Annotated in this window: 16 protein-coding genes; all 16 read left to right on the forward strand. The window is 39.5% G+C overall.

Annotated features, from left to right (window positions below; all coding sequences use genetic code 11):
• The first annotated feature begins 91 nt into the window (after window positions 1-91).
• The 16 genes from AC1F2U_RS16185 to AC1F2U_RS16260 all read left to right on the forward strand — a co-directional run bounded on the left by AC1F2U_RS16185 (window position 92) and on the right by AC1F2U_RS16260 (window position 20,482).
• Window positions 92-1,636: a beta-barrel domain-containing protein gene (locus tag AC1F2U_RS16185; protein ID WP_480262019.1), complete on the forward strand. Its 1,545-nt coding sequence runs from the start codon at window positions 92-94 to the stop codon at window positions 1,634-1,636.
• A 184-nt stretch (window positions 1,637-1,820) separates the two neighbouring features.
• Window positions 1,821-2,606 carry a peptidylprolyl isomerase gene (locus tag AC1F2U_RS16190; protein ID WP_480262020.1) on the forward strand — a complete coding sequence of 262 codons (786 nt, stop codon included), beginning with the start codon at window positions 1,821-1,823 and terminating at the stop codon, window positions 2,604-2,606.
• A 437-nt stretch (window positions 2,607-3,043) separates the two neighbouring features.
• Entirely contained in the window at window positions 3,044-3,298 is a 255-nt protein-coding gene (locus AC1F2U_RS16195) for a hypothetical protein (RefSeq protein WP_480262021.1), read from the forward strand.
• Window positions 3,299-3,840: 542 nt separating this feature from the next.
• Entirely contained in the window at window positions 3,841-6,933 is a 3,093-nt protein-coding gene (locus AC1F2U_RS16200) for a tetratricopeptide repeat protein (protein ID WP_480262022.1), read from the forward strand.
• A 63-nt stretch (window positions 6,934-6,996) separates the two neighbouring features.
• On the forward strand, window positions 6,997-7,431 hold the full coding sequence (locus AC1F2U_RS16205) for a Nif11-like leader peptide family RiPP precursor (RefSeq protein ID WP_480262023.1): 435 nt from the start codon (window positions 6,997-6,999) through the stop codon (window positions 7,429-7,431).
• Window positions 7,432-7,498: 67 nt separating this feature from the next.
• Window positions 7,499-8,761, forward strand: coding sequence for a nif11-class peptide radical SAM maturase 3 (locus AC1F2U_RS16210; protein WP_480262024.1), 1,263 nt, complete (start codon window positions 7,499-7,501; stop codon window positions 8,759-8,761).
• Window positions 8,762-8,767: 6 nt separating this feature from the next.
• Window positions 8,768-8,938: a hypothetical protein gene (locus tag AC1F2U_RS16215; RefSeq protein ID WP_322703265.1), complete on the forward strand. Its 171-nt coding sequence runs from the start codon at window positions 8,768-8,770 to the stop codon at window positions 8,936-8,938.
• 108 nt (window positions 8,939-9,046) lie between these two features.
• Entirely contained in the window at window positions 9,047-10,327 is a 1,281-nt protein-coding gene (locus tag AC1F2U_RS16220) for a calcium-binding protein (protein WP_480262025.1), read from the forward strand.
• 449 nt (window positions 10,328-10,776) lie between these two features.
• A complete protein-coding gene (locus tag AC1F2U_RS16225) occupies window positions 10,777-12,786 on the forward strand; it encodes a tetratricopeptide repeat protein (RefSeq protein WP_480262026.1) in 2,010 nt (669 codons plus the stop codon).
• A gap of 267 nt (window positions 12,787-13,053) precedes the next feature.
• Window positions 13,054-15,039: a tetratricopeptide repeat protein gene (locus AC1F2U_RS16230; RefSeq protein ID WP_480262027.1), complete on the forward strand. Its 1,986-nt coding sequence runs from the start codon at window positions 13,054-13,056 to the stop codon at window positions 15,037-15,039.
• 3 nt (window positions 15,040-15,042) lie between these two features.
• A complete protein-coding gene (locus AC1F2U_RS16235) occupies window positions 15,043-16,071 on the forward strand; it encodes an NAD-dependent epimerase/dehydratase family protein (protein ID WP_480262028.1) in 1,029 nt (342 codons plus the stop codon).
• Window positions 16,072-16,081: 10 nt separating this feature from the next.
• On the forward strand, window positions 16,082-17,347 hold the full coding sequence (locus tag AC1F2U_RS16240) for a methyltransferase domain-containing protein (protein WP_480262029.1): 1,266 nt from the start codon (window positions 16,082-16,084) through the stop codon (window positions 17,345-17,347).
• 39 nt (window positions 17,348-17,386) lie between these two features.
• The gene (locus AC1F2U_RS16245) at window positions 17,387-18,187 is read left to right on the forward strand and encodes a sugar phosphate nucleotidyltransferase (RefSeq protein WP_334893605.1); all 801 of its coding nucleotides are present in this window, start codon (window positions 17,387-17,389) and stop codon (window positions 18,185-18,187) included.
• The gene (locus tag AC1F2U_RS16250) at window positions 18,184-18,837 is read left to right on the forward strand and encodes a PIG-L deacetylase family protein (protein ID WP_480262030.1); all 654 of its coding nucleotides are present in this window, start codon (window positions 18,184-18,186) and stop codon (window positions 18,835-18,837) included. The genes AC1F2U_RS16245 and AC1F2U_RS16250 overlap by 4 nt, the downstream gene beginning before the upstream one ends.
• 38 nt (window positions 18,838-18,875) lie before the next feature.
• Complete coding sequence (rfbC, locus tag AC1F2U_RS16255; RefSeq protein ID WP_480262031.1) at window positions 18,876-19,433, forward strand: dTDP-4-dehydrorhamnose 3,5-epimerase; 558 nt, start codon at window positions 18,876-18,878, stop codon at window positions 19,431-19,433.
• Window positions 19,434-19,597: 164 nt separating this feature from the next.
• Window positions 19,598-20,482, forward strand: coding sequence for a 2OG-Fe(II) oxygenase family protein (locus tag AC1F2U_RS16260; protein ID WP_480262032.1), 885 nt, complete (start codon window positions 19,598-19,600; stop codon window positions 20,480-20,482).
• Window position 20,483 lies beyond the last annotated feature (1 nt).

Here is a 20,483-nt window from a genome sequence, read left to right on the forward strand (position 1 = left end):
CTCGACGAGACTCTGCGTAAACAATTTTGAATTTTGAATTTTGAATTGATTTCTCCCCCACTCCCCATCTACTGTTATTGGAAATAAAACCATGCCACATCCCAATAGATCGTCCCCACTTCCCCCAGATGAGCAAGATGAATATCAAGGTTACAAACAGCAAGAGGAACCGGTATTTGACGAGCAGACAGAGGCCGAAAATGAAAGTCAAGATTTGTACTACGGTACAGAAAAACTACTCAATGCCTTACCTCGAATTTGGACTCGTGGTTTGTTATATACGCTCATCGGTTTTGCTGGTCTATTCTTGCCTTGGGCAACTCTTTCGAAAGTCGATGAAACTGGTAGTGCCAGAGGGCGTATAGAACCTAAAGGCGCAACTCAAAAATTAGACGCTCAAGCTGCTGGAAGTGTCAAAGCAGTGACGGTTAAAGAAGGAGATACAGTTAGAGCCGGACAGGTTTTACTGGAACTGGATTCTGAGTTGCTACAAACGGAAGTCCAACAAGTCCAGAGCAAATTGCAAGGGCTACAAAATCGGCAATCCCAACTGGAACTGCTGAAAAATCAACTTTTAATGTCAACGAGTCTTTTAGAACAACAAAATAAATCCCAAGAATTAGAAAAATTGGCTCAACTCAACCAGGTGCAGCAAAACCTGGATGCCAAACTGAGTAGCTATAACCTCCAAAAGTTAGAAAAGCAATCATCAGTTAAGCAAGCACAGGAGCAAATTTCCACCAATCAAGACGATCGGGAATCGGCTGAAGGTCGTTTGATTATAGATTCTAGGAACGTTGCACGTTATAGCAAACTCGTTGACGATAAGATAGTTGCTCCAAACGTATTTGATGAAATCAAAAAACAAGAGCAAGAAAGCAAACGACTTTATAAAAAGTCTTTATCAGATATTAAACAAGCTCAATTGCGTTTAGCCCAAGAGCTAAATAGTTATCAGGTAACTATCAAAACGTTAGAGTCTGATATCAAACAAGCAAAACTCCGACTGCAAGAAGAACAAAGTAGTTATAAAAGTGCCACGCAAGCCGGACAACTAGCTGTAATGAAAAATCAGGAGCAGCTAAAAGATATACAGGCACAAATAACAGCAACGCAATCAGAAATCGCTCAGACTAAAAGCCAGCTTATATCTACAAGATTGCAAATTCAGCAGCGCGTGGTGCGATCGCCGATTAATGGGGTGATTTTTGAATTACCCACCACTAAACCAGGAGCGGTGGTACAAATCGGTCAAAGGATTGCCCAAATTGCACCCACGAAAACAGACTTCGTACTCAGAGCAAATATGCCTAATCAGGATAGCGGTTTCTTGAAGTTAGGAATGCCAGTAAAAATCAAGTTTGATGCCTATCCCTTCCAAGAGTATGGCATCGTGCCAGGAAAAGTTACCTGGATCTCGCCTGACTCGAAAGTTAGCCAAACACCCCAAGGCAACATCGAAACCTATGAATTAGAAATCACCTTAGATCAGCAGTATGTCCAAAATGGCAACAAACGTATTCTATTAGGTGCCGGTCAGACAGCAAATGCTGAAGTCATCATTCGTCAACGCCGAGTTATTGACTTTGTTCTAGATCCGTTCAAAAAACTGAAAAAGGGCGGTTTGGAGATGTAGGTAAAGAAAGGTATTGCACTGGAATCAGGAAATAGGGCAAGGGAGATTGGAGGAATAATTAATGCCCCGTGCTCACTTGCCCTGAGCGACTTGTGCCAAGCGTTGCCGAGGTAAGCCATTCGCTCGCGTAGCGTCTCGCAGAGAAGGGATACCTAATCCGCTTAATTATTGGAGATATAGTGTTATGCCCCACAATCTGACCATTTCTACCTCAGATATCATTCACAGTCTTAAACTCTCGTGTCAGATACCTGCTGTTGTGGAAGCGATCGCATCGCAAAGTATTATTGCCGAAGCAGCTCAAGCAGCAGGAATTACAGTCACCCCAGAAGAACTACAGCAAGAAGGAGATAACTTAAGGTTCGCCAAGAAGCTTGTCAAAGCTAAAGACACCTGGTCATGGCTAGAAAAACACCACCTCTCTGTGGATCAGTTTGAAGAATTAGCCTACAACAACATCCTTTCGCGGAAGTTAGCGAATCATCTATTTTCCAATCAACTGGAAAAGCACTTTTACGAACATCAGCTAGATTATATCGCCGCCGTTACCTACGAAGTTGTCTTCGAGGATCGAGACTTGGCTTTAGAGCTTTTTTATGCCCTAGAAGAAGGCGAAATCAGTTTTCCAGATATTGCTCGTCTATATATCTCAGAACCAGAAGCTCGTCGTGCTTATGGATACAAAGGACTCCGATACCGCAAAGATTTTCGTCCAGAGATTGCAGCCGCCGTCTTTGCTGCTGCACCACCAGAAGCTCTCAAACCGATAACGACTCCCAAGGGAGTGTATTTAATTTGGGTGGAAGAAGTCATTCAACCCAAATTAGATGAACAGTTGCGCCAAATAATCATTACAGAATCCTTTTCTGATTGGTTAAAGCAACAAATCACCACGATGAAAATAGTTACTCAAATAGACTTAGACGGTTCGCAAGAGGAATTAAATATGTTATTCACCAAGACTAAATAATGTAGGAGTTTCCAAATATTTTTGTTGCGAAGTATCTACCCTAAATTAGGATAGATTTCTATAGTCTTCAAAAATGTTGCAAATACAGGTTTTATTTACTTCAAAACTTCATAGCTTTTCTTTTTTAGTGTTTTGTGAATATCTCTACAAAGTGCTGCTTTTGCTTTACTTAAAAATTAAATTAAATCGCTATAACTCTTTCTGAGCAGCAATTACTTTAATTTCTGCTTATATTTGTCATGCAGTTTTTTCTAAGTTCAGATAGGACTACATATAATGCTTTCCAAACATAAATACATTAGTTTTTTTAATCATAAATTCCTCAAAAAAGCATTGACTTTTTTGAGGAATAAAGTATATTAGATGTATAGCCAAACGAAAGAAGTTGGTTAGACAAAATATTCCCAACAACAGTTACAAATTTTAGGAGAACTCAAATGATCATTTCTGATCTAAACTACTTGGAAAATACCTCTGAAGAAATTATCGGTGGTACTTATGGTAAGAAGCCAATTATCATCATAATCAAGAAGCCCAAGCCCCCTGTAAAATTCAACAGCGTTGCACAAGCTGATGCAGATGCTTCAGCAACCGGCGGCCTCAACAATGTAGCCGTAACCTTTACTAACGCTACCGTCACTCCTACTAGTGCTACTGCTTCATCATCAAGCTTTGCTCAAACTAGCAATTAGTAGTAAAAAGTAGTAATAATTAAACTCTACTTACAAAAAGTATTAACTTCTGCAAGTAGAGTTAGGCTCGAAAGCTTAGTATATTGATAAATGCCGAAGGCTCTTTGCTCATTTGAGCCTTCGGCTTTTACCAAAAATACATCTTTTGATCTCAAAAAACTGTTTACGCAATAAAATTTTACAACTTACAACATTTAATTCTCAACTCAGTTCGCAGTCTGTGTTGTTTGCCCGCCCTGAATTAAAACTCTGGGCTAATAGTTATAAGAGGATTATTTTACCGTAGCATTAGGCTTCTCGTAGATCCCCGAAAGTAGAGAAGGGTAAAATTCCTTTTAATTAAGTTTAGGAAGTAATCAAGCAGACATGATATCAATCGATATCAGTTATAAGTTTCAAAAGCTTGAGTTCCTTGCAGATATAGGAACAAAAGAGATATTAAATAAATAAAGATTGTATAAATTATAGCTCATAAATAAAAGGATACAAGCTCCTAAGTCTATTTATGGGGATTGTTAATTTTGAATTTGGAGCAAAGCGACGTGACCACAATTCCTGATGCTCTCCAACTCGCAAGTCAATATCACCAAACTAAGCGCTTCACCCAAGCCGAAGAGATTTATCGTCAAATTATAGACGTAGATCCCCAGCAGTCAGAGGCATTCTATGGATTAGGTCTGCTGGCGCAGCAACGAGAACAATATCAGAATGCAGAACAATTTTTTCAAACAGCCTTGCAATTACAGCCAGAAGTAGGGGCAATATACAACAGCTTGGGATTTGCTCTGCAACAACAGGGTAAACTAGAAGAAGCGATCGCCTGTTATGAAAAAGCACTCTTAATTCTCCCTGACAGCATAGAAGTACAAATTAATATCAGAAATATTCTTCACATTCAAGGTAAGCTGTCACCAGAAGAACAAATCCACTACGCAGAGTTGAATGAGCAGTTTGCTTTGGCTAGGCAACAGGCAGGCGATTTCAAGATAGCAGAATTATATTATCGCCAAGCTATTGCATTGCAGCCAGATTTGGTATCATCTCATACTAATTTAGGAGAAGTACTCCAAAAACAAGGGCGATTCAATGATGCCATCGATTCTTACCAACAAGCACTAAAAATTAAACCAGACTATCATTACGCCTATCACAACTTAGGGTATCTTTTCCAGGAAAAAGGAAAATTTGCAGAAGCAATAGAAGTTTACGAAAAAACTTTAAGCATTCAACCTGATTTTGCAATTACCTATAACAACTTGGGAAATATTCTCAGGGCACAAAATGAATTTGATGCCGCCATAGAATCCTATCAAAAAGCGATTACAATTCGACCTGATATTGATTACATCTATTCTAACTTGGGAACAGCATTGAGAGATGATAACCAAATAGAAGCGGCAATTCAGGCATTTGAGCAAGCAGTCAAAGTGACACCAAACTACGATCTGGCTAAATTTGGTGCTTGTATGAGCCAACTACCAGTTATCTATTCTAATGTTGAAGAAATTGCATTCAGACGAAATCAGTATCAACAGTATTTGCAAGATTTAGCTAAATATTATGAATTAATCGATTGCGAAGAACGGGCCAAAGCATCTGAGGCTGTGGGAGCATTTCAACCTTTTTATTTGACATATCAAGGCTTAAATGACCGAGATTTACAGCGAACTTATGGAGAAATGATTTTCCAGATTATGTCGAGTCGCTATCCCCAAGATTGCCAGCCGCTTGTTCTGCCAAATTTAGATAAAAATCAAAAGGTTCGTATTGGTATCGTTTCTGGGTTTTTATCTAGTCATTCTAATTGGAAAATCCCGATTAAAGGTTGGGTAGAAAATATAGATCGAAGTGAGTTTGAATTATTTGGTTATTATACCGGAGAGAAAACAGATTACTCAACAATGAGTGCCACCAAGGCTTTTGATAAATTTGTCCAAGGTGTTCGCTCAACTGAACAATGGTGTGAGGCGATCGCAAAAGATAAATTACATATCTTGATTTTCCCAGAATTTGGGATGGACCCAATGACGCTCAAACTGGGTTGTTTGAGATTAGCGCCAATTCAAATGACATCTTGGGGACATCCTGAGACTAGTGGACTCCCGACAATTGACTATTACTTGAGCAGTGACTTAATGGAACCAGAAAATGCTCAAGAATATTATACAGAAAAATTAGTTAGATTACCCAATCTATCTATTCATTACATACCTTTAGCAATTCAAACCGAAGAAATTAAGAAGCCAGATATAGGTTTAAAAGAGGATGATATTTTCTTCTGGTGTTGTCAGTCATTATATAAATATTTGCCCAATCATGATGATGTTTTCCCCTCTATTGCTAAAGAATTAGGAAATTCTAAGTTTGTGTTTATTAAAAGCAAAAGTGAAGAAATAACAGAAAGATTTCGCCAGCGCTTAAACCATGCTTTTGCAGCATTCGGGTTAGATTATCAAGATCACTGTTTGTTTTTGTCTTTCCTCAATAACAGTAAGTTTGCTGGGACTACAGCTTTAGCAGATGTCTTCTTAGATAGTATTGGTTGGTCTGGATGTAACTCCACGCTCGAATCTATTGCTCATAATGTTCCGGTTGTCACTTTACCAGGAGAGCTGATGCGATCGCGGCATTCTCTGGCAATTTTGCAGATGATGGGTATCGAAGAGACGATCGCTTCAAATAAATCAGAATACGTGCAAATCGCCATCCGTCTGGGGAAAGATGCTAAATATCGGCAATATATTTCCCAGCAAGTTGCAGAAAATAAACATAAATTATATGGCGATTTAAAGCCAGTCAGAGCGCTGGAAAATTTTATTTTGCAACTGGTTAATAAACCAAGACAATTTAACGCCGAAGAAGTTGCTGAATTGTTTCAACTTGCACTTCAAGATCATCGAGCTAATCGCCTAGACACAGCCGAACAGCTATATCGTCAGGTAATAGAAAAACAACCAGACTATTCAGAAGCATTATACGGTTTAGGGATGCTGGCACAGCAGAAAGGTGAGTTGCAGGAAGCTCAGAAGCATTTGAGTGTAGCTTCGCAAGTTCAGCCTAACTCTGTGAAAATTTGGTTTAGTTTAGGTAATTTGCTTCAAGGCCAAGGACAGTTACCAGAAGCTGAAGCAGCTTACCGAAAAGCTATTGCGTTGCGACCAGATGCAGGGACAATATACAACAATTTGGGCTACACCTTGCAACAACAAGATAAGTGGGAGGAAGCGATCGCATCATATCAAAAAGCTCTGGAATTTCAGCCCAACTGCATAGAAGCAGAAATCAATTTAGCGAATGCGCTGTTTGCTCAAGGGAAGCTTTCACCAGAGAAACAAGCCTATTACGCAGAATTGAATTATCAGATGGGTATTGCCCACCAAGAAGCAGCTGACTGGGAAACTGCTGTTGTTTACTATCGAACTGCGATCGCAATACAGCCTGATTTGGTAGAAGCTCATTATAACTTGGGGGTGGCACTGCAAGAACAAGGGCAGTTAGAAGAGGCGATCGCTTGCTATCAAAAAGCTTTGGAGTTCAATCCCCAATACCAAGAAGCCAATATCAAATTAGAGGAGATTTACCAAACCCAGCACCAAGAAGTTAAAAAATTTGACTCACTAAAAGTTTCTGGCTAAACGGATTATTTCACGCAATAACAGAAACAATAAATACAATCACTATCAGAAAAGGGCAAAAATATGTCATTAACAATTTTGGAGAAAGTTAAAGAGTTTCTGATCAGAATAGTCAAAGACGAAGCTTTTTACACTCAATTAATGAGTGATAAGCTCGACGAAGTGATAAAAGCAATGGAACAAGGTGGCTATAATTTTTCTCAAGAAGAATTTGAAACAGCCTCCATTAAAATATTGGAATTAAAAGAATTAGGTCAGTTTGACGACCTCAGTGAAGAGGAATTAGTCGGGGCCTTTGGCGGGCTTACAATTAAGAATGAAGCAGTTTTTCAGCCATTGTATGGTGTTGTATCACCTCCCGAAGAACCTGGAAAACCACCAATTCAATGGATTCCTAAACCACATCCAAAGCCATGGCCACTTCCTGGCAAAATAATAGATCGACCTGTACAACCGTTATATGGAGTAGTAGTTAGCCTAACAGAAGAACTACAATAACCCGATAAAACGACGAAAAAATAGAATGCGTTAGTTTATTTTGAGGGTTGAGATTGAGAGTTAAGCTATGACATATCACCGCAAAAGCTACGCAGTTTGGGAAATTACCTTAAAGTGCAATCTAGCTTGTAGTCACTGTGGTTCCCGTGCAGGACATGAACGCGCGAACGAACTTTCCCCAGAAGAAGCTTTGGATCTTGTCAAACAGATGGCAGAAGTTGGCATTAAAGAAGTTACTCTCATTGGTGGTGAAGCATTTTTGCGTCCAGACTGGCTGGAAATTGCCAAAGCTATCAACGAGGCGGGAATGTTATGTGGTATGACTACAGGCGGCTATGGCATTTCCTTAGAAACCGCCCAAGAAATGAAGTCAGCGGGAATTCGTACCGTCTCTGTTTCTATTGATGGCTTGGAAGCAACTCATGACCGCCTGCGCGGAAAGAAAGGCTCTTGGAAATATGCATTTAAGACCATGAGTCATTTGCGAGAAGTCGGTATTTCTTTTGGTTGCAACACCCAAATTAATCGCCTATCAGCGCCAGAGTTTCCCTGCATCTATGAGTGCATTCGTGATGCAGGTGCTCGTGCTTGGCAAATTCAGCTAACTGTACCAATGGGAAATGCAGCCGATAACGCAGATATCCTTCTCCAACCCCATGAACTGTTAGATATCTACCCCATGCTTGCCCGTGTGGCGCGTCGTGCTTACCAAGAAGGCGTGCAACTTCAGGCGGGAAATAACATTGGTTACTACGGCCCTTATGAACGACTGTTACGGGGACGGGGAAAGGAGCATGATTTCTCATTTTGGCAAGGTTGCGGTGCAGGACTCTCAACCTTGGGAATTGAAGCTGACGGAGCGATTAAAGGTTGTCCCTCACTACCGACTACTGCCTATACAGGTGGTAACATTCGAGAACAGACCTTACATGATATTATCGAGGGTGCAGAAGAACTACGCTTCAATCTAGGAGCAGGAACACCTGAAGGCACAAAACACCTGTGGGGTTTCTGTAAAACCTGCGAATATGCTGAACTTTGTCGTGGGGGTTGCAGTTGGACTGCCCATGTTTTCTTTAATAAGAGAGGTAATAATCCTTACTGTCATCATCGCGCTCTTGTTCATGCCAAACAAGGTATGAGAGAGCGTGTAGTTCCCAAAGTCAAGGCGCAAGGATTGCCATTTGATAATGGCGAATTTGAGCTAATTGTCGAGCCTACAGATACTTTATTGCCAGCAAACGACCGATTACACTTTACTGCTGACAGCATTCAGTGGTCAGAAAGTTGGCAACAAGAACCCGAATTTTATTACTCTTTAGTGAGATAATAAATCATGGCAGAAAATTCCGAAATTAACACAATTTCAGAAGAGAAAACTGACCTTGAGTCATCACCCTCTCAAGAATTAGAGAAAATCCCACTACTTCCACGTTCCGCTTGGAATAGTCAGTTAACCTATTTCAAAGTGCTGTTAAAAGCAAAGCAAATTCTGGATAAAAGCTAACAGGTTCATTAGGAATATCAAGAGATTTAGCTCGTAAATTAGGAGAGAATTACTCCCCGAATATTTACGTGCAAATTTGTTAACTAACAAAATCAACACGGTTTTTTTATGGCATCAAGAGTAAGTCTAAGACTGACACCCCAAAAGTTACTTTCTTTCAATGGTAGAACTAATCTCAATAACAGACCCGATCCCAAGCCCGATCCTAGTCCTAATTTTGCTACCGCTGAAGGGGATGCTACTTTTTCTAACTATAGTGAAAGTGCTGCAAGCATTTTAACTGCTACCCAAGCAGATACCTTAGTTAAAGGTGGCATAACTGCTGCAATTGCTGAGGCTCAAGCAAGTTTCGATCCAACTTTTTCATCACTTTTCACTAAGTCGGCTGTAGTTGGATTAAGTGGTCAATTTGAAGGTACTTCCAACAGCGAAGCAAAGGTACTTGCTAGTTTTGCGGTTGGTCGTAATGACAGCTTCTCTTTTGATTTTTCAGCAGATTTAAAATTGGCAGCTAAAGAAATTGAAAATCCTGACGTTGAATATAACAAGGGTCAGTCGACAACAACTTTTTTGGTATTAGATACCACAAATCCTAACAAGGCCAGAGTTTTAGATTATTTTGGCATCCAAGGCAAATTAGTCTCCTCCGATGAAATCGGGGATCTAACATTTGGTCGTAGTCGCAATGTCACAATCGACAGTCGTGATAAAGATTCTGATATTGATGGCGACAATGGTACTGATTTCCTAAATGGTAGTGCTGTTGGTACTTATGAGCGGAATTTTAATCGCAATACTAACCTAACTATAGTCAAAATTAATACTAGTTCTGTTGAATTGGCAGGAGATACTTTAATCGGCAACCTGGGTAGAGATGTTATCTATGGCACGATTCGGAAGGATAATCTGACGGGAACCAACGGGGCGGATAAACTTTATGCCAGCCTGGGGGATGATAAGCTATCTGGAAAAAGAGGTAATGATAACCTCGATGCCGGCCAAGGTAATGATTCGCTAGATGGTAGCGATGGCAATGATACACTCTATGGCGGTTTAGGCAATGATACACTCTATGGTGGTAGTGGTAATGATGTCTTAGTTGGTGGCGATGGTAATGACACATTTACTTTCAAACGTAGCGATGCCTTGTTGAAAAAAGACTTCGATGTCATTCAAGATTTCCAGGTTGGTGTTGATAAGCTTGTATTAGATGGCTGGGGAAGTCGAGGTAACATAACAGATACCAACGATGGCGCTCTTCTCACCTTAAATTCTTTGTCTCTCGTTAATTCTTTGCCTCTCGTTAATTCTTTGTCTCTCGTTAATAATCCTCAACAAAGCATACTATTTTCAAACGTGAGTGCCAGTGAGATAAGCTCGATAATATAATTTGCTTAAGGCTAATTGCTCTCTAGGAAAACTACTTTGATTCTGGATGATTTCCACCTGAAAAAACATAACTTTTTCATTCCCTAAAAGACTCTGATTTCCAAGCATCTCTGTTAAAACAATTAGGTGAGTCAAAAATCTGATTGGATAAGAAAATATCGATGCTTTTTCTGGGAGAGGCTTTGCCAACAGGAACCCCTATGGTGTACGCACTGAAATTTACTTGGGTTGGTAATTTTTTGATTACTAACTTAAGGCTGATTTCTCGCCCATCCTGTTGACAAAATCTCTGCCTTGTCTAATGAAATAGGGGTGCTTTATTAACAGGCAAAAACAGGTAAAAGATTTATTTTATTGATAGTTATCATTTATCTTCTGAATCTATACTAATATTATATAAGAATCTAATTTCAACTTATATATAATATAGTTATAGATACTACATAGTTATGAACACTACAAGTATTTCAGAATCTAAAGTTAAATCTCTTATTCAAATTGCGGTACAAAAGCATCAGTCAGGTGAAAAAGATGAAGCTGAATTGCTAGAGAAAACAGAAGTAGCTGAAATGCTCGAACTAGCAGTTCACCAGGAACAAGACAATCATTTATTGGAGGCGGAACTGCTATATAGTCAAGTTCTGGAAAAACAACCCGATCACCCTGAAGCTTTATATGGTTTGGGGATGTTGGCGCAGCAGATGGGGCAACCCCAAACTGCTGAACAGTGGCTAAGTGCGGCTTCACAAGTTCAACCAGATTCTGTTAAAACTTGGTTCAGTTTAGGTAATTTGCATTTAGCTCAGGAACAGTTTTCAGAAGCAGAGAAAGCTTATCGGCAAGCTTTAGTTTTATTACCTAACTCACTACCAATCTACAACAACTTGGGCTATACTCTGCAACAACAAGGATTATTTGAAGAAGCAATTAACTATTATCAAAAAGCTCTAGAGTTAAAGCCAGACTTTATAGAAGCAGAGGCTAACTTGGGCAATGCGTTACACGCTCAAGGTAAACTCTCTAGCAATCAACAAACGCACTATGCACAATTAAATAATAAATTGGGTGTTGCCCGCAAAAAAGCAGGAGATTTGGAAAATGCTATTACTTGTCACAAGCAAGCGATCGCACTACAGCCAGATTTATTAGAAGCTCATTATAACTTGGGGTTAGCGCTGCAAGAACAAGGGGAGTTAGAACAGGCGATTATTTGCTATCAAAAAGTCTTGGAACTTAATCCCAACTATGGAGAAGCTTACCTCAATTTAGGCAAAATTTACCAACAGCAAAACAATTTAACGGAGGCGATTTCTACTTATCGACAAGGGTTAAAGCTGATTAATCCCCATTATGCCAAAGCATTAGCAGCTACCCAGGTATTTGATAACACAGATGAGATAGCAGTAACTCCCCTACATACTCAAGGAGAGGTGCAAATAGGTGAGTATTACTTTCCACTAATTCCTCCAGTATCAGCAACGGAAGACAAGCGACCTTTCTGGAGTGTAGTTATTCCTGCATATCAACGTACTGACTATCTCTTAGAGTGTTTGGTCAGCGTCCTAGCTCAATGGTCAGGTATTGAGGAAATGGAAATTCTTGTGATTGATGATGCAAGTACACCACCTCTATATCAACTAATAAATGAGATCGGACGAGGAATAGTACGCTATTACCGCAATCCCCAAAATCTCAGACAGCAAGGAACTTGGAATGCAGGAGTTAGTAATAGTCGAGGATTGTGGATTCACTTACTTCATGATGATGACTATGTGTTGCCAGGTTTTTATACTCGCCTCAAGCAGAGTCTAGAAGGTTGTCCAGATTCCGTTGGAGCAGCTTTTACAGGTTATGAAAATATCAATGAAACAAGAAAAGTTACTTTCCGCCAACAATTGTACGGGACATATAAAGGTATAGTTTCAGACTTATTGGTATATATTGGTGTAGCAAACCCATTGAATCCGCCTGCCGTTGTGATTCGTCGAACAACCTATGAACGGCTAGGTGGATATCATCCAGAATTAACCTCTACTCTTGACTGGGAACTCTATAAACGTATTACTACCTTCTATGATTGGTGGTACGAGCCAGAAATTTTGGTTCATTATCGCGTGCATTCCCAAAGTATGAGAACTGAGCTTTCCTTATCTGGAGATCGGGTAGCATCCATCCGTCGTTCTATTGAGATATCTGAGAGCTATCTTCCTGCCAATCTTTGTGCAGAAATTACAGCACAATCACGTAAACATTACTTTATTAATTGTTTAGCAGATATAGAAGTTCCTCTCAAGGCGGGTTATCTGACTGGGGCTTTTCACACAATTGAAGAGATTCTCAAAATCGATCGGTCTGCTGAGTCACTAGCGCAGTTATTTACTTGGCTGAGAACAGATATTGCTACTCCCCTAAGGGATGAGATCGCCTTCAGGTTGGTCTCTCTGCCTCTAAATAATTAAACAGTCAAAACCTTAACTAAATACTGGGTTCGCCCATTTTTTTGAAGTTAGAGAAATTGGTCAATTATGTAGGAATAAGGTTTTGAGAAAAATCAGGTTTTTGGATGGTGGCGAGTGGTGAAGCAATATCCAAGATTAATTCTACAAAATAGCGATCGCAATCTGGGACAAACGCTATAACCCCTATTTTTCCGTTACGTCTTTTTTATAACTGCTGAGTAAATAAGTGAATCGGCAGTAAAAAATATTGATAAAAAAATACTTAAAATGACAACAATTACTGAATCTCTCCAAATAGCATCGAAACATCATAGAGCCAATGATTTAACCAAAGCTGAACAAGTGTACCGTCAGATTCTGGAAGAACAGCCTAACCACCCAGAAGCTTTATATGGGTTAAGCATACTGTCACAGCAGACCGGTCAGTTTCAAAATGCTGAACAGTTATTGAATGAACTCCTCCAGATTCAGCCCAACTCCGTCAAGGCTTGGTTCAGTCTTGGTAATTTACATCAAACCCAAGGTCAGTTACCAGCAGCTGTAGAAGCATATCAGCAAGCTATAGCGCTACAGACAGATTCAGCGCCACTTTATAATAACCTTGGCTATACCTTGCAACTACAAGGCAAATGGGAAGAGGCAGTTGCTTGCTATCAAAAAGCCTTAGAGTTACAGCCCAACTGTACTGAAGCTGACGCGAATTTGGGTAACGCATTGCACGCTCAAGGAAAGCTCTCTTGCCAAGAACAGGCTCAATACGGCGCATTAAACAATGAGTTGGGCAAAAGTCGGCAACAAGCCAGAGATTTAAAGAATGCTGTAGCTTATTATCGAGCTGCGATCGCTTTACAGCCTGATTTGCTCGATGCTCACTATAACTTGGGAATTGCGCTTCAACAACAAGGTGATTTTGAAGAGGCAGTAGCCTCTTATCAAAAAATATTGGAACTGAATCCTCACAACGGAGAAATTTACTTCAAATTAGGCAAAATTTACCAAGATCAAAATAAATTACCAGAGGCAATATCTGCCTATCAACAAGGGTTGAAGCTCACCAATCCCCACTACCTCAAAGCGTTTGTAGCTGATGCAGAAACCGACAAACATCAGGAAGTGCCGATTACACCGGAGCTTCCTCAAGAAGAGGTAATTGTGAGAAACTATAAGTTTCCCAAGATTCCAGCAGTTGTGGCTAATCAAAAAAAGAGGCCATTCTGGAGTGTGGTAATTCCTGTATATAAACGCACTGACTATCTTCTCGAATGTCTCGCTAGTGTTTTAGCACAATGGACTGGAGAAGAAGAAATGGAAATTCTGGTAATGGATAATGCCAGTACGCCGCCACTCTTCGAGCTAGTGAATTCTATTGGTAGAGGTATAGTAAGCTACTACCGTAATTCGCAAAATATTGGGTTAGCGGGAAACCATAATACAGGTATTACACTCAGTCGAGGGCAATGGATTCACATACTTCATGATGATGATTATGTTCTCCCTGGTTTTTATTCCCAACTCAAGCAGAGTCTAAAAGATTGTTCGGATTCTGTTGGAGCAGCTTTCACAGGTTTTGATAATATTAACGAAAAAGGGATATTTATTTCCAAAGGGGATATTTGTTACTGGTATGGAGAGCACAGAGGTATTATTCAAGATTGGCTATTACAGATTGTAGTGACAAATCCGTTGAGACCATCGGCAATAGTTGTTCGTCGGCAAACCTATGAAAGACTAGGGGGATATTGTTTAGAGTTAAGCGATCTTAACGGATGGGAAGTTTGTAAACGAATTGCTACTTTTTATGATTGTTGGTATGAACCAAAAACTTTGGCTTGTTATCGCGTAGATACAAGTTGGTACACTAACAAAATGTCGAATGAACTTTTTTTGACAGGAAATCATGCAGTATTTCTTCGCCGTGCTATCGAGATTACAGAAAGCTATCTTCCTGAGGATCTCCGTACAGAGATGACAGCAAAAGCCCGTAGCTATAACTTTGAATATCTTTTAGAAAGTAGGGTAATCATTCCTCTAAGAGCCGGTAATCTGACTGGTGCTTTGCGTATGCTCCAAGAAGCTCTAAAAATCGATTGTTCTCCTGAAGCGATTGCCAAGTTATTCGCTTGGTTGACTCAAGATGAAGCTGCTCCCTTACGGAATGAAATTGCTACCAAATTGCTTACTATTCCTGGAAAAAATATTCCAGACAATACTCCTACTGAATTAAAATCCCCACAAATTGCGATCGTAGCTTAGGATATGAAAATACTTGTAACTGGAACTGAAGGTTATATCGGCTCATTATTAGCTCCTCTATTGATTCAAGAAGGTCATGAAGTTATTGGTTTAGATACTGGCTTTTATAAAGTAGGTTGGCTATATAACGGCACTAAGGTAACTGCCAAAACCCTCAACAAAGACATCCGCCACATTACAACAGAAGACCTGCAAGGCGTGGAAGCAGTAGTGCACATGGCAGAACTCTCCAATGACCCTTTAGGTCAGTTAGCCCCTGATATCACCTACGATATTAACCACAAAGGCTCAATACATTTAGCGAAGTTGGCGAAAGCATCTGGAATCCAACGCTTTGTCTATACTTCATCATGCAGTGTCTATGGTTTTGCCACTGAAGACTACGTTACCGAAGAGTCTACCATCAATCCCCAAACAGCTTATGCCAAATGCAAAGCACTTGTCGAACAGGATGTGAAACTTCTTGCTGATGATAGCTTTTCTCCCACCTTCCTCCGAAATGCCACAGCCTATGGAGCTTCTCCGAGAATGCGCTTTGATATTGTCTTAAACAATCTAGCAGGTTGGGCATGGACAATTAAAGAAATTAAAATGAACAGCGACGGTACACCTTGGCGTCCGCTAGTGCATCTGTTGGATATCTGTAAAGCAATTATCTGTACCTTAGAAGCTCCGCGTGATGTAATTCACAACCAAATTTTCAATGTCGGTGATACAAATAGCAACTATCAAGTCAAACAAATTGCTCAAATAGTTGCAGATGTTTTTACAGATTGTCAATTGAGCTTTGGCAAACACGATCCTGACAACCGCAGCTATCGGGTTTTATTTAATAAAATTAACCAAAACTTACCGGGATTCAAATGTGAATGGGATGCCCGGCGCGGTGCCCAACAACTCTATAATGTCTTCCAGCAAATTGATATGGATAGAGAAACATTTGAATCTAAAGGCTTTACTCGCCTGAAACAACTGGAGTATCTCATTCGCACTCAGCAAATCGATCGAGACTTCTTCTGGCAGACTATTTAAAATATAAGTGATGAATTTACTAAAAACAACAAATAATCAACCCATAACTGGTAACTGTCTGTTCTGTGGGACAGGGTTACGCCATACCTTCGTAGATTTAGGTATGTCTCCTCCCTGCGAAAGTTATCGCAGTCTCAAACAACTCAATGAAGTAGAGCCATTTTATCCTCTCCATGTCTATGTTTGCGAGGAGTGTTTTTTAGTTCAACTCCAAGAATACATTAGCCCAGAAAATATTTTTAGCGACTATGCTTATTTCTCTTCCTACTCTGATAGCTGGTTACAACACGCTAAGAAATACGTTGATTTGGTAGTAGAACGTTTCCAATTAAACCAGGAAAGTCAGGTAATAGAAATTGCTAGTAATGATGGCTACTTGCTGCAATACTTTGTTGCCAAAAGCATCCCAGCGCTGGGAATAGAGCCAGCAGCAAATGTTGCTGAGGTAGCAATTAAGAAAGGTATTCCTACAGTTGTCAAATTTTTTGGACAGGAGACAGCAAAAGAACAGGTTGCTAAGGGCAAACAGGCAGATTTATTACTAGGAAATAATGTCCTTGCTCATACACCATATCTCAATGATTTTGTCAAAGGAATGAAAATTATCCTCAAAGCGCATGGTGTAATTACTATGGAATTTCCCCACCTAATGCGGTTAATTGAGGAAAATCAGTTTGATACTATTTACCACGAGCATTTTTCTTATTTTTCATTTCTTACTGTAGAAAAGATTTTTGCTGCTCACGGCTTGACAATTTTTGATGTAGAAGAATTAACTACTCATGGTGGTTCTTTGAGAATTTATGCCCGCCACCACGAAGACTCTTCTAAACCCGTTAGCAACCAAGTATCAGAATTGAAATATAGGGAAGAAGCGGCTGGGTTTGCACAATTAGAATACTATTTTTCCTTTGGAGAACAAGTTAAAGAAACCAAACGGAAGTTATTAGATTTTTTGATCGAAGTTAAGCGAGAAGGAAAATCGATTGTTGGTTATGGTGCCCCAGGTAAGGGAAATACTCTCTTAAACTATTGTGGTATCCGTACAGATTTTCTTGACTATACAGTAGACCGTAACCCTTACAAACAAGGTCAATTTCTACCAGGAACTCATATTCCGATTTTTCATCCAGACAAAATTGCCGAAACAAAGCCTGACTATATACTAATTTTGCCCTGGAATCTGAAAAATGAAATTATGACACAAATAGCTTACATTCGGGATTGGGGCGGTCAATTTGTTGTACCAATTCCTGAAGTTAATGTTTACTCTTAAATATTTAGTATTTTTTCATCATCCAAAAGGGGAAATAACATGAAAGTAGTTTTATTTTGCGGTGGTTTAGGAGCGAGAATGAGAGAGTATTCAGAAAGTATTCCTAAGCCAATGGTGAATATTGGTTATAGACCGATATTATGGCACGTAATGAAATACTATGCTCACTATGGGCACAAAGATTTTATTTTATGTCTTGGTTACAAAGCTGACCTAATTAAAAGCTATTTTTTGAATTACAATGAATGGCTTTCTAATAACTTTAGCCTTTCCAATGGTAGCCAAATTCAGTTATTTAATCGAGATATTCAAGATTGGAATATCACATTTGTAGATACAGGGTTAACTGCCAATATTGGTCAAAGATTCAAGGCGGTAGAAAAGTATCTAGAAGGAGAAGAAGTATTTTTAGCTAATTACAGTGATGGTTTGACCGACTTACATTTACCAACATATATTAATCATTTCTATCAACGTGATAAAATCGGTAGCTTTTTGTGTGTCAGACCTAGCCAAAGTTTTCACCTAGTTGACATGGAGGAGGATGGCTTGGTGAAGGATATCAAAGAAGTCAAACAACGTGATATTTGGATTAATGGAGGATATTTTATCTTTAAAAAAGAGGTTTTTAACTATATTAATCGTGGTGAAGAACTTGTTCTTGAGCCTTTTCAAAGACTGATTGCCAAAAAAGAACTTTTTGCGTATAAATATACTGGCTTTTTCGGGGTAATGGATACGTTTAAAGAGAAGCAACAGTTAGATGATATGTATGCTCAAGGCGACAGACCTTGGGAAGTATGGGGAGATGAACAACTAGAAGTCAGCCATAATATATGATCCAACTTAGCTTGAACAAGACAGAAGAATCTGAGTACAAAATTCTTTGTCTAGGTTCTCATTGTGATGATATAGAGATTGGTTGTGGAGGCACAATTTTAAAGCTGATAGAGAATTACCAAGATGTTGTTATCTATTGGGTTGTCTTTAGTTCCAATGAGCAAAGAGCAGAGGAAGCAACGACAAGTGCTAGTCTCTTCTTAAAAGAAATCCCGGTCAAGAAAATTATCATTAAAAATTTTCGAGATGGCTTTCTACCTTTTCAAGGGATAGAGGTGAAGGAATGCTTTGAACAGTTGAAGCAAGAATTTTCACCAGATATAATCTTTACTCATCATCGAGACGATCGCCACCAAGATCACCGCTTAATTTCTGACTTTACTTGGAATACCTTTAGAAATCATTTAATTTTGGAATATGAAATACCCAAATATGATGGGGATTTGGGTATTCCTAATTTCTTTGTTCATTTAAATGAAACAGTCTGCCGTCGAAAAATTCAATATATTTTGGATGCGTTCGCTACCCAAAATAATAAGCAGTGGTTTACAGAAGAGACTTTTCGTTCAATTATGAGAATTCGCGGGATTGAATCAAATTCACCGAGTAAATATGCTGAAGCATTTTACTGTCGAAAAATATTTTTCTAAAAAATTAGAATTGGAATTTTTATCAGGTTTGTAAATTTATGATTTTTACTGAAACTAAAATAAAAGAAGCATTTATTGTTGATTTAGAATTGCACCGAGATATTCGGGGCTTTTTTGCTAGGAGTTTCTGTACTCAGGAATTTCAAAATCGTGGTTTAAAACCTGCTATTGCCCAATGCAATTTATCTTTTAACTATAAAAAAGGAACATTGCGGGGTATGCATTATCAAATGCCTCCTTCTCAGGAAACAAAATTGGTGCGTTGTATCAGGGGGGCTATTTATGATGTAATAATCGATTTGCGTCCAGAATCTCCTAGCTATTTATCTCATATTGGTATAGAGTTGACTGCTGAAAATCGCCTTGCTCTCTATATACCAGATAGGTGCGCTCACGGTTTTCAAACTCTGACTGATGAGGCCGAAGTGATGTATCAAATGGGTGATTTATATGCACCAGAATATGCTGGTGGGTATCGCTACGATGACCCAGCTTTTGGTATTGAATGGCCTTTACCTGTAACTGAAATTTCAGAAAAAGATCGGGCTTGGAGTTTATTTGAATCGAAAAAAATTGTAACGTCTACGGCGACGTAACTTTTAAGAGCAATTTAAAAATATATAGTTGCTGAGTGAATGCAGGATTAGTATCAGGCAGAGGCGCAGAAACAGAGAAAATCAGAATTTGGAAAATTAAATTTTGAGTTTCATTCTTAACACAACACTGTGTTCAAACTTTGTTACAGCAGATGAGGGACGAAGTGAATACAATTTATTTTGATTCGACTTTTAGTGATGAAATAAAACGCAAGTATCTCTACAATGGAGAAATATTTGTCTTTTCTCCTTGCGCCAGTGCGATCGCTCTATGTGATTTTGCTCGTGGCATGGTTGAAGAAGCATTTGCCCCTTTAGATCCAAGAGAAGCACAACATAGTCTGCCTGTAGAGAAATACGTTGAGATTTTAGCACAACTCAAGCCAGCTTTTATCCATCATCCTGAATCTAAACAACTCATTCAAGGCATCTTGAAAGAAAGTGGATGTGACTTGAACAAAACCTATTTCGATGTACCTCGCCTGAGAACAGCAACCAGCGATCGCTATCTGACTGCTGGCATTGCTTACGCTTTCCATCCTCATCGTGACACCTGGTACTCTGCTCCTCAGTGCCAGATCAACTGGTGGATTCCTGTCTACGATATTACTCCAGAGAATGCGATGGCATTCCATCCACGCTACTGGAGTCAACCAGTTAAGAATAGCTCAAGGGATTATGACTACGCTCAGTGGATTAAAGAAAGTCGCAAAAATGCGGCACAGCACATTGAAACAGATACGCGCAAGCAACCCCATGCGGAAGAAACTTTAGAAATGGAGCCGCAATTGCGGTTAATTACACAAGTCGGTGGCATGATTCTCTTTTCAGGAGCGCAGATGCACTCCACTATTCCCAACACATCAGGCTATACCCGTTTCAGTATTGACTTTAGAACTGTACATTTTGATGATGTCATAGCTCAAAAGGGTGCGCCAAATATTGATTCAGCTTGTACAGGAACTTCTTTAGGCGACTTCTTACGAGGCACTGACTTCTGCCCGATTACTGATACATTGTTGTTGTCTACAACAAACAATCTCTTGTAGA

Source organism: Nostoc sp. LEGE 12454, assembly GCF_056620565.1.

What these genes read in the sequence shown, in the direction of transcription:
- AC1F2U_RS16225 (WP_480262026.1), top strand. Translation starts at nt 10,777, where the DNA reads ATGAACACTACAAGTATTTCAGAATCTAAAGTTAAATCTCTTATTCAA.
- AC1F2U_RS16235 (WP_480262028.1), top strand. Translation starts at nt 15,043, where the DNA reads ATGAAAATACTTGTAACTGGAACTGAAGGTTATATCGGCTCATTATTA.
- AC1F2U_RS16250 (WP_480262030.1), top strand. Translation starts at nt 18,184, where the DNA reads ATGATCCAACTTAGCTTGAACAAGACAGAAGAATCTGAGTACAAAATT.
- AC1F2U_RS16195 (WP_480262021.1), top strand. Translation starts at nt 3,044, where the DNA reads ATGATCATTTCTGATCTAAACTACTTGGAAAATACCTCTGAAGAAATT.
- AC1F2U_RS16205 (WP_480262023.1), top strand. Translation starts at nt 6,997, where the DNA reads ATGTCATTAACAATTTTGGAGAAAGTTAAAGAGTTTCTGATCAGAATA.
- AC1F2U_RS16230 (WP_480262027.1), top strand. Translation starts at nt 13,054, where the DNA reads ATGACAACAATTACTGAATCTCTCCAAATAGCATCGAAACATCATAGA.
- AC1F2U_RS16185 (WP_480262019.1), top strand. Translation starts at nt 92, where the DNA reads ATGCCACATCCCAATAGATCGTCCCCACTTCCCCCAGATGAGCAAGAT.
- AC1F2U_RS16240 (WP_480262029.1), top strand. Translation starts at nt 16,082, where the DNA reads ATGAATTTACTAAAAACAACAAATAATCAACCCATAACTGGTAACTGT.
- AC1F2U_RS16245 (WP_334893605.1), top strand. Translation starts at nt 17,387, where the DNA reads ATGAAAGTAGTTTTATTTTGCGGTGGTTTAGGAGCGAGAATGAGAGAG.
- AC1F2U_RS16190 (WP_480262020.1), top strand. Translation starts at nt 1,821, where the DNA reads ATGCCCCACAATCTGACCATTTCTACCTCAGATATCATTCACAGTCTT.
- AC1F2U_RS16220 (WP_480262025.1), top strand. Translation starts at nt 9,047, where the DNA reads ATGGCATCAAGAGTAAGTCTAAGACTGACACCCCAAAAGTTACTTTCT.
- AC1F2U_RS16210 (WP_480262024.1), top strand. Translation starts at nt 7,499, where the DNA reads ATGACATATCACCGCAAAAGCTACGCAGTTTGGGAAATTACCTTAAAG.
- rfbC (WP_480262031.1), top strand. Translation starts at nt 18,876, where the DNA reads ATGATTTTTACTGAAACTAAAATAAAAGAAGCATTTATTGTTGATTTA.
- AC1F2U_RS16215 (WP_322703265.1), top strand. Translation starts at nt 8,768, where the DNA reads ATGGCAGAAAATTCCGAAATTAACACAATTTCAGAAGAGAAAACTGAC.